Origin of the sequence: Streptomyces vulcanius (assembly GCF_042653945.1) — a bacterium.
Taxonomy (GTDB): domain Bacteria; phylum Actinomycetota; class Actinomycetes; order Streptomycetales; family Streptomycetaceae; genus Streptomyces; species Streptomyces mangrovi.
In genome coordinates this window covers 45,484-56,819 of the sequence record NZ_JBHSFK010000005.1, presented here as the reverse complement: position 1 = coordinate 56,819, position 11,336 = coordinate 45,484, and the positions used below count along the sequence as shown (strand labels likewise).

Genomic DNA, 11,336 nt, shown 5'->3' with positions numbered 1-11,336 from the left:
CATGAGCGAACTGAACTGGCAGAAGTCTTCGTACAGCGAAGAAGGATCCTCCTGCGTCTACCTCGCCGCCACCCCCAACGGAACAATCCTCCTCCACGAGAGCGACGAACCAGGAACCATCCTCGCCACCGGTGCAACTCAAATACGTGCGTTGATATCCACCCTGACCGATGGACGCTCCTGCACCCCAAGCGTCAGCAGAGCGAGTTCGTGATACCTGAGTAGCAGCGAATTTCCCGTTCAGCCCCTTACAATGCCCCGCAATCCAAACGATCACGTCGTGAGCGATATCGGATGCCGCTCCGGCGCTCTCGATTCGATGCTCACGCAACGGTGGATTCCTGTACTCCACCTCGAAGTTTCCATCGTCGAGGAGAGAGACAACCACATACCATCCCCCCGCCACACCCTCGATGGTGAAGAATGTATTTTCAGGCCAAGTAAGCTCTACAGCCTTGTCAAAGATGTGGTCCTCGGAAGGGTCTTCGTACCGATCACCGCTCTCCGTCTCCAACACGCAATAGGGGGAATTAATAACTCCTTCACCTCACAGTCGACGCTTTAACGGAATGGGGAACACACGCTATCACGATGGTCGCTAAAGTGCGGAAAGGGGACCCGGACACCCAGCGCCGCCCGCCTGTAGCCCCTGGCTCTGATCTGCATGCGCGATCCGCCCGAGATGGCACGTCACCGCCTGCACCACCCTCAACAATCCGATCAGCAAATCAACGGTCCACATCTCCAGTGATTCCGTAAACAACTTCCGGAAAAAGAGAAACCCGTGAGCCCGTCGGGCAATTGATCATAGATCTGGGCGACCTCCTCACGAGAAGGAACCGAACTCTGATACCAAAACGTCAGATCGAAGCTCACCGCTACCCCCTGTCGCCAGCGGCCCTTTCCATACGTCGGGCCAGGGCATCGAATACCTCCACGGCCCGGTACGGCAACTGGACACGGTCCAGCTCGACACGGACCACGGCGCGTAACCCATCGCCTCCCCCGCCCAGTTGGAGCGCTACCGCCTGATCCTGGACCGCACGGCCCAGGCAGCTCTCACCCCGCCAAGTCCCGCGAGTTCATCCATCAACTCTCCCAAGACCTCTGAAGGAGCCGTCCGTACCCGAACTCCACTGGCGGATCGACCGCGAGTAGATGCCGGCCATGCCTGCGTTGTCAGCGGCAGCCCCTAGGGTGCGCCCAACATCTCGAAGGAGGAACTGCCGTGGGATTCTCGGGTCACCTGGTCTTTGCTCGCAGCAACCGCCCGCTGCTGGAAGCTCCCGTGTTCGACAGCATCGATGAAGTGCTCAAGGCCACCGTGCACACATGGGAGTCACGGCCGGGCGGCTGGCAGACGCTTCAGTTCGTTTCCGGGACATGGGACGACGCGGACCTGCCCGCCCTGGTTGAGTGGAGCAGGGCACCGGCCTGCGTCGCCGACGTCTCCGACAGTTCCCTCGCTCTCGTGACCGGGCTGGACACCACCGGACAGCGTTGGCAGGCATGGCTCAACCTGGACATCGCCGCCGGACTCCTGGTCAAAGAGCCCGAGGACCTCGAGGATCAGCTCCTGTGGCTGGATACGCCAGAGTTCCACGACGCCGTCAGACACAAGCGCGCGGAGCTCGGCGCGGAGATTCCCACCGACGCAGAGGGCGCCGTAGCCTGGGCCACAGCCGCCAGCGTCCCGGTCACGCCACAGACGGTCAGGATCGAAGAGCTGCTTCGCTCACACGAGACCTTCGCAGAAGACCTCTTCAGCACTCTGCTCGACCAGTTGGGCTTCCCCCAGGCCACTCAGCCCTCACTTGAGTCATAAGAAGCGACGTCTAAGAAATCCTGACGGAACGCACTCGGAACTCGGTGCGTGTCATGTGTCCGGAACCTCGTGAGTGTCGACAGAACCTGGCGAATTGACCACACCTGCGTTCTCGTTGGCGCGCCGGTTCGGGAACTTGGGCTCAGCTCGCGGTCGCGTCGTGGGTCAGCGCGTCCATGAAGAGGTCGACGAGTGTGCGGGCCTGTTCTTTGGTGCCGTGCTGCACGGAATAGGCGATGCCACCCATGAGGAGTAGGACATTGTCGGGGGTGACGTCGGCGCGCAGGCTGCCGTCTCGGGCGCCGGCTGCGAGGAGGGTGGCGACGGCGTCGGTGAGGAGTGTGCGGCTGTCGGAGTACGGATCGATTCCGGAGGCGATGACCGCGTTGAGGGCTTCGGACATACCGCTCTTTGCCGTGGCGTAGTGGATGAAGTGTTCCATCCACATCCGGGTGGCCTCGGCGGCCGGGTGCCGGGTGAGGAGTTCGTTCACCTTCTCGCACACCTGGGTGAGTTGGCGCCGGTAGGCGGCGTCGATGAGGACTTCCCGAGTCGGGAAGTGCCGGTAGAGCGTGCCGACACCGACGCCTGCCTGCTTGGCGATGGCGGCAGGCGCGGTGTCCAGCCCCTGTTCAGCGAAAACCTGCGCGGCGACCTCCAGCAGGCGCTCCCGGTTCTGCAGCGCGTCACTCCTGGTGCGGCGGGGCGTGGCGGGCATGCAGATTCCTTCGGGGTCGGTTCCGGTTGCCTTCCGGAATACATTCCGCTTAACTCCTAAGCGGAATCTGTTCCGGTAGCACTCTACTCCAGGAGACTCCCATGCCCGCTCCCTCCGACAAGGCCGTACGTCACTGGTTCGTCACCGGAGCCTCCGGCGGCCTGGGCCGCCACCTCACCGAGCACGCCCTCCGTAACGGCGACCGCGTCACAGCGACGGTCCGCCGCCCGGCAACTCTGGAAGACCTGCGCGAGACGTACGGCGACCGGCTGAACGTCGCGATCCTCGACCTCACCCTTCCGGCCGACATCGACAGGGTGGTCGCCGCGACACTCGCGTCCGGGCCGGTGGACATCGTGGTCAACAACGCCGGATACGCAGTCGTGGGTGCCGCCGAAGAGATGACCGTCGAGCATATCCGCGACCAGATCGAGGTCCTCCTGCTCGCGCCGATGCTGATCACCCGTGCCTTCCTGCAGCCGATGCGCGAGCAGGGCGGAGGCCGGATCATCCAGATCTCCAGCGTGGGCGGCCAGGTCGGCATCCCCACACACAGCTCCTATCACGCGGGCAAGTGGGGACTGGAGGGCTTCACCGAAAGCGTCAGCCGCGAGGTCTCCGACTTCAATATCCGCCTCACTCTGGTCGAGCCCGGCGCCACCCGCACCGGCTTCGCCTCGGCCCTGCAATACACCACCGAAACGGCCGTTTACCGCGACAATGCCGTTGGCCAGACCCGCCGCTACCTGGAGACCGCCGACGACAGCGTTTTCACCGGCGACCCGGCCAAGCTCGCCGCCGTCATCTACGACACCACCCGCCACCCGAGCCCGCCACTGCGCCTGACTCTCGGCTCCGACACCTACAGCGCAATCCACGCGGCACTCACCGAACGTCTCACCGCGCTCGAAATCCAGAAGGATCTCGCTGCATCTGTCGCCTTCACCCGCTGAGCCTCCCCACCCGCACGGCACGTCTGAAAACCTCGCCGCAACCACGGCCCTGCACATTTCCGCGACTGCGACGTCCGGAAGTCCGGCGCGTCGTCTCACCCGGCACTCCTGCGTGATCGCATCAGGCGTCGCCAGCAGTAAGAGCTGTCGTCCTCCCCGTGGCTCGAACGGGACCTGGTGACCGTCATGGACGTCAGCGGTGACAACGTGGCCGACCTGATCTACCGGTCCGAGGTCTCCGGGCGGCTGCTGCTCCGCAAGGGCATCGCCGCGAGCGGCGGCGGAGTCGACCTGCAGAGCCTGGCTTCCGCCGCGAACTCCGCCGATGGGGCGGACTCGGTGTACGGCGGCTCCGGCTGGGGTCGTACCGGAATCCCGAAGCTGATGGGGACACCCGACGCCGACAAAGACGGCATCCCCGACATCTGGACGGTTCACTCCAACGGGCAGGTGCGGTTCTACGCGGGCAGCAAGACGGCGTTGTCGGGTTCCGGGACCGAGATCGTGACGCCGAAGTCGTACTGGCAGACTCGCCTCGCCATCGGCTGAGGTCTCCTGCCGTGGTCCGTCCGCCGCTTCAGCCCGTGCCGACGCGGCGGCGGGCCGTTGCCAGGGCGGTGGATGCCGCGACGCAGGTGAGCGCTGCGACGCTGACGTGGGTGGTGCCGAGGTCGACGGGGTCGGCGGTGACGTGGAGGGCGGCGGCGAGGAGGGTGCCGAGGGGATACGACGCGGCGGACGCGGTGAGGATCAGCCACAGCGGCATCGGGTGGCGGCCGTCGTGCCGGATCACTGCCACGGCGGCGACCAGGACGAGCAGGGTGATCTTGAGGTCGTTCAGGTCCATGCCGTCAGCATCGGCCGCGGGGGCGGGTGGTGTCGTCAGGCCGAAGCAGGAACCGTTCTCTATCGGAGGGTAGAGAGGGGCGGCCAGGAGCGCGCACGGTGGGTACGGCTTTTGCGCTCCCTCGGGATGGAACCCCGGTGAGACTCCCGATGGTTCGGCGCATGGCCCGGCTCACCGCGGCGACCGTGCTGCTGGCGGTGCTCGATACCACCCCGGCCGGCGCCGACGGCGTATGGCAGAAGGGGGCGGCGGCGATGCCCGCGGCGGGGTCAGCGGGCCGGCGTACGAGGGTCGTACCGCGGACGGAGAAGGGGTGCACGCGCTGGTCGTGCACAACAACAAGCGGTCCGGGCTGCGGCGGCTGTCCCGGATCACCCACCGGGAGGGCGCCGGCGGCATCGCCCCGATCGGCCGGGAGGGGGCGGAGCCCGTCGGCCTGGAGGTCGTCGAGGGCATTCCCGGGATGCCCGGGGAGTATCTGGCGCTGACCGGCGGCGGCATCGTCTACCGGCTGAAGGTCACCGGCACCACGGCGAGGGTCGTCGGCCACACGCCGCTGCCGGCCATCGGCGAGGGCGACGGATTCGAGAGCTTCGCGCCCGTCGAGCGGGGCGGGAAACTCGCCGCCCTGTGGGCGGAGAGGCCCTGCTGGGCACCGATGACGAGAATCTCGGTGGATTCGTGCGGACCGTGTCGTTCTGCGGAGCCTGAACCCCGTTGCGTCCGCTGCACTTCGCGGCATCCGTCCCGCCGGGCCGAAGTGGCCCGGCGGGGCGGCGAGAACGCGTCAGCCGCGCAGGATGCGGCCCTGCTTGTCGGTGCGGTCGTTGCTCGTGAGGAACAGGATGCCGTCGATCAGGGCCCAGAAGCCGAGGCCGCCGCAGGTCAGGAGCTGGGCGATGCCGACGCCGACGGAACCGACGTAGAAGCGTCCGATGCCGAGCGTGCCCAGGAAGAGCTGGAGGATACCGGCGACGATCTTGGACTTGTCGGAGTACGGGCGGCCCAGCGGGTCGACGCCGTAGGGGGCCTCGGGAGTGGGGACGGTCATGTGAACTGCTCCTGGGATGACTGCTACTGCGAAAGACCGGAGCCGACTTGCTCCGGACGGGGAGTCCAGGAGGGATGCGACGAAATGTTCACGTGCGTCGACGCATGTCGACGACCACGTCCGCGCATGGCGTCGACCACGCACCGGACGTCCCCCCTGTGTCACGAGAGCCTAAAGAGACCAGCGGGGCAAAGGGGAGTAGGAGGGATCGATCGTTCCTGTTCCGTGATCAAAACCCGCCAACTCCACCATCTTTCAAGACGTCCGGAGGTTCGGGATCAACCCCTGTGGATCAGGTCCTAGAAGACGTTTCTGACGATCGCCCAGGTCACGGCGGTGCCCAGGACGACGGCCACGCCACGGCCGCCGAGCCGCGGATGCCAGCTTCGGCCGTGCAGGCCCTCCCACATCCAGCGGGCCAGCAGCGCGAGGGCGAAGGGGGCGGCGAGGAGCAGGACGCGGTTGTCCAGCCAGGCCTGGGTGAAGTTGCCGTGCATCAGGTCGTATGTCATCCGGGTGCCGCCGCAGGCGGGGCAGAGCAGGCCGGTGACGAGGCGGAACGGGCACTGGGGCAGGAGGTGGCCGGGGTCGTGCGGGTTGGTGCCGTACAGGTAGGCGGAGCCGGTCACGCCGGCGGCGAGCACCGCGAGGGGTGCCGCCGCCGGGTGCCGCAGCCCTGACGGGCGCGCCGCCTCAGCCACGCAGGGGCCGCCCGTTGGAGTCGGTCGTGTTGCTGCCCGTGAGGATCATGATCCCGTCGATCAGCGCCCAGATGCCCAGGCCGCCGCAGGTGAAGAGCTGGGCGAGACCGAGACCGACGTGGCCGATGTAGAACCGGCCGACGCCCAGGGTGCCCAGGGCGAGCTGGAGGACACCCGCGACGATCTTGGACTTGTCGGAGTAGGGACGCCCGTAGGGGTCGTAGCCGTAGGGGGCGTTGGGGTCACCGGTGAAGGTGCCCGGCGGTACGTAACCGCCCTGCGGGTAGCCGTATCCCGGCTGCTGGCCGTATCCCGGCTGCTGGCCGTAACCGGGCTGCTGGCCGTACCCGGGCCCGGGCTGGCCTGGGGCGCCGTACTGGCCGGGAGCGCCGGCGTTGGGGTAGCCGTACCCGGGCTGGGGCGGCTGCTGGGGCTGTTGCGGCTGTTCGGTCACGGTGAGTTCTCCCCCTAGTCAGACGATCATTCAGATGATCGGACGATCTGCGTGCACGGTAGATGCAGGTCATATTGCAGCAGGAAACCCGTCCCGGTGAAGCCGGGGCAGCGCGTTGTCCTCGCCCCGTCGCGTCGGCCACCTAATCTGACTGCATGTCAGATGACCAGTCGTACGAGCTCCTCGGGTTCGACAACGTCCTGCTGCCCGTCGGGGATCTCGGCGAGGCCGTGGGTTTCTACGAGCGGGCCGGGTTCGGGGTGGCGTTCCGGTTCGACGAGGCCGGGATCGCGTTGCTGAAGGTCGGGGGCGAGACACCGGGGATCCTGCTGCGGCAGGAGGAGGCCCTGGGGCACCGGCCGCCGCCGTGGGCGTCGCCGCGTGTCTGGCTGGAGGTGCCGGACGCGCGCGTGGCGGCCCGGCGGCTGGCGGACGCCGGGATCGCACCGCTGGACCCGCCGTTCTCCGTCTCGACCGGATGGACCGTCGAGGTCGCGGACCCCTGGGGGAACGTGTTCGGGCTCACCGACTACACGAAGCGGCCGGAGCTGGCACGGAGGGCGTGACGCAGGTCGCACGGCGCCCCCGGCCCATGAGTTGAACATGTTCAAAAGCGTGGCTAGAGTCTTTCACGTCAGCTTTTTGAACACGTTCAACAAGGGGTGGGTATGGACCGCACAGTCGTCGCCTACGTCATCTACCTGGTCGTCAGCATCGCGCTGACCGTCTGGGTCGCCCGGACGCTCAGTCGCAACGGGCGGATCTTCCTGGCCGACGTGCTGAAGGGCGACGAGAAGCTCGCCGACGCCGTCAACCACCTCCTGGTGGTCGGCTTCTACCTCGTCAACCTCGGCTTCGTCGCCCTCTACCTCAGCGGCGACGAGACGATAGAGGACACCAGGGGTGTCTTCGAGGCCCTGTCGACCAAGCTGGGCGTGGTGCTGCTGGTGCTCGGCGCGATGCACCTGGGCAACGTGTACGTCCTCAACCGGTTCCGGCGCCGGGGGATCATGGAGCGGGAACAGCTCCCGCCGGTCGCCCCGCAGGGCTGGACGGCGCCCTCGGCCGGGGCGTGACCACGTGAACACGAGCCCCGCGCCGGTCCGCCGGCTCACCGTCCTCTACGACGCCGACTGCGAGCTCTGCACCTTCGTGCGCGCGTGGCTGGACCGTCAGCCCCAGCTGGTGCGGCTGGAGCCGATCCCGGCCGGGTCCGCCCGGGCACGGGCCCGCTTCCCCGACCTCGACCACCGCGCCACCCTCGACGAGATCACCGTCGTCGGGGACTCGGGCCAGGTCTACCGGGGCGCCGCCGCCTGGATCGTCACCCTGTGGGCGCTGCGGGAGTACCGGCCGCTCGCCCACCGGCTGAGCACCCCGGCCGGGACGACGCTCGCCAGGGGCGCGGTGCTCACCGCCGCCAAGTGGCGCGGGGCCCGGTGGGGCGGGCGGGCGTACGCGCGCGGGGACGGCTGGAGGTACCACCCCTCCCATGGGTGGACGTACAGCCCCCCGGGCTGTGCCGACGGCGCCTGCGCCACTGGCTAGGCTCGCTCCCGTGCCCGCGAACATCGATAACCCCGACGAAGACCACAGCACCTCACCGGCCAGCAAGTCGGAGCAGACCCGCGCCCTGATCCTGGAGACGGCGATGCGGCTGTTCCAGGAGCGCGGCTACGACAAGACGACGATGCGGGCCATCGCCAAGGAGGCCGGGGTCTCCGTGGGGAACGCGTACTACTACTTCGCGGGCAAGGAGTGGCTGATCCAGGGCTTCTACGACCGCCTCGCCGCCGAACACCGCGAGGCGGTCCGTGGCGTGCTGGCGCGGGAGACGAGCCTGGAGGCCCGGCTGTCGGGCGTGCTGCGGACCTGGCTGGACGTGGCGAAGCCGTACCACGAGTTCGCGGTGCAGTTCTTCAAGAACGCCGCCGACCCGGACAGCCCGCTCAGCCCGTTCTCCGCCGAGTCGGAGCACGCGCGCGTGGAGGCGATCGCCGTCCACAAGGAGGTGCTCGCGGGCTCGAAGGCGAAGGTGCCGGAGGAACTGCGGGAGGTGCTGCCGGAGTTGATGTGGCTCTCCCAGATGGGCCTCGTCATGTACTGGATCTACGACCGCACGGAGGGCCGCGAGCGGAGCTACCGGCTCGCGGACCGAGGGGCACGCCTCACCGCGCGGGGCGTGTCCCTGGCCCGCTTCCGGGTGCTGCGGCCCCTCGTCCTGGAGGTCCACGAACTGTTCACGGACTTCCTGCCCGGCATGACGAACGCCCTGCCGGACCCGAAGAAGAAGCGCGACTAGTCGTCAGTTCACCTCCGAGACCTCCGGCAGCTCGACGTCGTGGACCAGCGGCTCGCCGGCCACCGTCACCTGGCGGGCCTGTGCGGCGTACGACGGTGCCGTCGTCGACAGCAGATAGGTGCCCGGTTCCGGGACGGAGAGGATGTAGGAACCGTCGGCCAGGGACGTGACGCGGTCCAGCTGCCGGCCGCCCTTGGACATGAGGGTGACCGACGCGCCCTCGACGGGGTCGCCGGACGCGTCCCGTACGAAGCCGTGCACGACGGTCGAGGGGCCGTGGGCAGGAGAGGGGGCGGTCTCCTCCTCCTTGGGCTCGACCGCGAGATGCGGCAGCCGCTTCTCCAGCCAGGCCGGCAGCCACCAGTTGGAGTCGCCCAGCAGGTGCATCGCGGCCGGTACCAGAGCCGTCCGCAGGATGAAGGCGTCCAGGGCGACCGCCGCCGCGAGCCCGACGCCCGCCATCGCCGCGCCCGCGTCGCCGCTCAGCACGAACGCCAGGAACACACAGACCATGATCAGGGCGGCGGAGTTGATGACCCGGCTGGTCTCGGCGAGGCCGACGCGCACCGCGCGGGCGTTGTCGCGCGTGTGGACCCACTCCTCGTGCATCCGGCTCACCAGGAACACCTGGTAGTCCATGGAGAGGCCGAAGAGGAGGGAGAGCATGATGACGGGCAGGAAGGCGTTGATCGGGCCCTCCTTGCCGAGGCCGAGCAGCTCCAGGCCCCAGCCCCACTGGAAGACGGCGACGAGAACGCCGAAGGAGGCGGCCGCCGCGACCAGGTTCATCACGGCGGCGGTCAGCGGCACCACCAGGGAGCGGAACGCGATCAGCAGGAGCAGGAAGCCCAGGCCGATGATCGTCGCGACGAAGAGGGGCAGCCGGTCCCCGGTCACCGTCGCGAAGTCCTTGGAGACGGCGGTGACTCCGCCGACGTGCGCCTGGGCGCCCGCCTCGGGGATGATCTCGCCGCGCAGCCGGTCGATCAGGTCGTCCGTCTCCGTGGACTGCGGCGAGGTCGTGGGGACCACCTGGATGACGGTGACACCCTGGGAGGGCGGCAGCGCGGCGGCCTGGGCGACGCCTGGGGCCGCCTCGATGCCCTTCACCAGGGTGTTCGCGTCACCGCTGGAGACGACGACCTGGAGGGGGCCGTTGAAGCCCGGTCCGAAGCCCTCGGCGAGCAGGTCGTAGGCCTTGCGGGTGGTCGTGGAGGCGTCGTCGTTGCCCTGGTCGGTGGCGCCCAGGTGCAGCGACAGCACGGGGATCGCGAGGACGGCCATGACGGCCAGGGCGAGCGCGGCGATCCGGCGCGGGCGCCGCTGCACGCCCGCCGACCAGCGGGCCGCGGGACCGCTCGCCTTCTCGGGCTCCAGCTCTCCGGCCGCGAGCCGCCTGCGCTGCTTGCGGCTGACCACGCGCGGGCCGAGGAAGCCCAGCAGGGCGGGCAGCAGGGTGGAAGCGGCGAGGACGCTCAGGACGACCGTCAGGGAGGTGCCGATGACGACGCCGTCCAGGAAGCGCAGGTTCGTCACCAGCATGCCGGCCAGCGCGATGCACACCGTGCCGCCCGCGAACAGCACCGCGCGGCCCGAGGTGTTGAGGGCGGTGACCGCGGACTCCTCGGGGTCGACGCCGCGCAGGACGCCCTTGCGGTGCCGGGTGACGATGAACAGGGCGTAGTCGATGCCGACGCCCAGACCGATCAGCGAGGACAGCAGCGGGGCCAGGTCGGGGATGTCCGTGACATGGCTCAGCAGCTGGGTGCCGAACAGGCCCATGCCGACGCCGAAGACGGCGATGGCGATCGGCAGCAGCATCGCGAAGAGCGAGCCGAAGGCGAGGAACAGGACGATCGCGGCTGCGGCGAGACCGACCATCTCGGCGAGGCCCGTGGGCGGCTCCTGCACCCGCATGATGGCCTGGCCGCCCAGCTCGACCTCCAGGCCGTCCCGTTCGGCGCCCCGCGCGGTGTCCACGACGTCCTGGACGAGCTCCTTGGGCACGGCGTTCGCCTGGTCCGCGAAGGTGATCTGGGCGTACGCGATCCGCCCGTCGTCGCTGACCTGCGCCGCACCCCGGCCGCCCGCGTAGGGGCTGGTGACCCCGCCGACGCCCTTCATGCCGGCTATCTCGTCGAGCGCGGGCTGGATCCGGGACCGTACCGCCTCGTCCCGGACCGATCCCCCGTCGACCTTCCAGACGACCGTGTCGGAGTCGCCGGCGCTCGCCGGGAACGCCTTCTCCATCAGGTCGTACGCCTTCTTGGAGTCCGTGTCGGGGAGGGAGAACACGTTCGCGTAGTCCGTCCCGGCCGACGAGGCCGAGAACCCCAGTCCGAACAGCGCCCCCACCCACAGCAACAGGACCACCAGCCGATGCCGATAGCACCAGCGTGCCAATGCCGCCACGATCAAACTCCTCACGCCGAGTCGGTCGGTCCCCCCAGGTCCTGGCAATACCTTGGCGGCGCCGCGCGTGCGT

At 68.5% G+C, this 11,336-nt stretch carries 14 protein-coding genes; 8 read left to right on the top strand and 6 right to left on the bottom strand.

The window, feature by feature from the left end; translation table 11 throughout:
• Position 1 precedes the first annotated feature (1 nt).
• Both ACFPIH_RS09200 and ACFPIH_RS09195 read left to right on the top strand, forming a co-directional pair.
• Entirely contained in the window at positions 2-214 is a 213-nt protein-coding gene (locus ACFPIH_RS09200; protein WP_381165654.1) for a DUF397 domain-containing protein, read from the top strand.
• A gap of 1,014 nt (positions 215-1,228) precedes the next feature.
• The gene (locus tag ACFPIH_RS09195; protein ID WP_381165656.1) at positions 1,229-1,825 is read left to right on the top strand and encodes a hypothetical protein; all 597 of its coding nucleotides are present in this window, start codon (positions 1,229-1,231) and stop codon (positions 1,823-1,825) included.
• Positions 1,826-1,967: 142 nt separating this feature from the next.
• On the opposite strand, the gene ACFPIH_RS09190 is transcribed toward ACFPIH_RS09195, so the two are convergent.
• Positions 1,968-2,543: a TetR/AcrR family transcriptional regulator gene (locus ACFPIH_RS09190; RefSeq protein WP_381165658.1), complete on the bottom strand. Its 576-nt coding sequence runs from the start codon at positions 2,541-2,543 to the stop codon at positions 1,968-1,970.
• Positions 2,544-2,644: 101 nt separating this feature from the next.
• Here ACFPIH_RS09190 and ACFPIH_RS09185 point away from each other — a divergent pair, with 101 nt between their 5' ends.
• Both ACFPIH_RS09185 and ACFPIH_RS09180 read left to right on the top strand, forming a co-directional pair.
• Positions 2,645-3,496: an SDR family oxidoreductase gene (locus ACFPIH_RS09185; RefSeq protein WP_381165660.1), complete on the top strand. Its 852-nt coding sequence runs from the start codon at positions 2,645-2,647 to the stop codon at positions 3,494-3,496.
• Between the two features lie 186 nt (positions 3,497-3,682).
• Positions 3,683-4,045, top strand: coding sequence for a hypothetical protein (locus ACFPIH_RS09180; RefSeq protein ID WP_381165662.1), 363 nt, complete (start codon positions 3,683-3,685; stop codon positions 4,043-4,045).
• 28 nt (positions 4,046-4,073) lie between these two features.
• Here the strand turns inward: ACFPIH_RS09180 and ACFPIH_RS09175 are convergent, their stop codons facing one another.
• The 4 genes from ACFPIH_RS09175 to ACFPIH_RS09160 form a co-directional block, all read right to left on the bottom strand.
• Entirely contained in the window at positions 4,074-4,343 is a 270-nt protein-coding gene (locus ACFPIH_RS09175) for a hypothetical protein (protein WP_381165664.1), read from the bottom strand.
• A 787-nt stretch (positions 4,344-5,130) separates the two neighbouring features.
• On the bottom strand, positions 5,131-5,394 hold the full coding sequence (locus ACFPIH_RS09170; protein ID WP_381165666.1) for a TM2 domain-containing protein: 264 nt from the start codon (positions 5,392-5,394) through the stop codon (positions 5,131-5,133).
• Positions 5,395-5,693: 299 nt separating this feature from the next.
• Positions 5,694-6,095 (bottom strand): DUF2752 domain-containing protein, encoded by a 402-nt coding sequence (locus tag ACFPIH_RS09165; protein WP_381165668.1) that lies wholly within the window; start codon positions 6,093-6,095, stop codon positions 5,694-5,696.
• Positions 6,088-6,549, bottom strand: coding sequence for a TM2 domain-containing protein (locus ACFPIH_RS09160; protein WP_381165670.1), 462 nt, complete (start codon positions 6,547-6,549; stop codon positions 6,088-6,090). The genes ACFPIH_RS09165 and ACFPIH_RS09160 overlap by 8 nt, the downstream gene beginning before the upstream one ends.
• 155 nt (positions 6,550-6,704) lie before the next feature.
• Between ACFPIH_RS09160 and ACFPIH_RS09155 the strand changes: the two genes are divergently transcribed.
• The 4 genes from ACFPIH_RS09155 to ACFPIH_RS09140 all read left to right on the top strand — a co-directional run bounded on the left by ACFPIH_RS09155 (position 6,705) and on the right by ACFPIH_RS09140 (position 8,851).
• Positions 6,705-7,115, top strand: a complete 411-nt coding sequence (locus tag ACFPIH_RS09155) for a VOC family protein (RefSeq protein WP_381165672.1) — start codon at positions 6,705-6,707, stop codon at positions 7,113-7,115.
• A gap of 102 nt (positions 7,116-7,217) precedes the next feature.
• Positions 7,218-7,625 (top strand): hypothetical protein, encoded by a 408-nt coding sequence (locus ACFPIH_RS09150; RefSeq protein ID WP_381165674.1) that lies wholly within the window; start codon positions 7,218-7,220, stop codon positions 7,623-7,625.
• Between the two features lie 4 nt (positions 7,626-7,629).
• On the top strand, positions 7,630-8,097 hold the full coding sequence (locus ACFPIH_RS09145; protein WP_381165676.1) for a thiol-disulfide oxidoreductase DCC family protein: 468 nt from the start codon (positions 7,630-7,632) through the stop codon (positions 8,095-8,097).
• Between the two features lie 10 nt (positions 8,098-8,107).
• Positions 8,108-8,851, top strand: coding sequence for a TetR/AcrR family transcriptional regulator (locus tag ACFPIH_RS09140; RefSeq protein ID WP_381165678.1), 744 nt, complete (start codon positions 8,108-8,110; stop codon positions 8,849-8,851).
• Positions 8,852-8,854: 3 nt separating this feature from the next.
• Here the strand turns inward: ACFPIH_RS09140 and ACFPIH_RS09135 are convergent, their stop codons facing one another.
• Entirely contained in the window at positions 8,855-11,254 is a 2,400-nt protein-coding gene (locus tag ACFPIH_RS09135) for an MMPL family transporter (protein ID WP_381165812.1), read from the bottom strand.
• Positions 11,255-11,336 lie beyond the last annotated feature (82 nt).

Coding starts and splice junctions, on each gene's coding strand:
- ACFPIH_RS09200 (WP_381165654.1), top strand. CDS start 2: ATGAGCGAACTGAACTGGCAGAAGTCTTCGTACAGCGAAGAAGGATCC.
- ACFPIH_RS09190 (WP_381165658.1), bottom strand. CDS start 2,543: ATGCCCGCCACGCCCCGCCGCACCAGGAGTGACGCGCTGCAGAACCGG.
- ACFPIH_RS09185 (WP_381165660.1), top strand. CDS start 2,645: ATGCCCGCTCCCTCCGACAAGGCCGTACGTCACTGGTTCGTCACCGGA.
- ACFPIH_RS09180 (WP_381165662.1), top strand. CDS start 3,683: ATGGACGTCAGCGGTGACAACGTGGCCGACCTGATCTACCGGTCCGAG.
- ACFPIH_RS09175 (WP_381165664.1), bottom strand. CDS start 4,343: ATGGACCTGAACGACCTCAAGATCACCCTGCTCGTCCTGGTCGCCGCC.
- ACFPIH_RS09170 (WP_381165666.1), bottom strand. CDS start 5,394: ATGACCGTCCCCACTCCCGAGGCCCCCTACGGCGTCGACCCGCTGGGC.
- ACFPIH_RS09155 (WP_381165672.1), top strand. CDS start 6,705: ATGTCAGATGACCAGTCGTACGAGCTCCTCGGGTTCGACAACGTCCTG.
- ACFPIH_RS09150 (WP_381165674.1), top strand. CDS start 7,218: ATGGACCGCACAGTCGTCGCCTACGTCATCTACCTGGTCGTCAGCATC.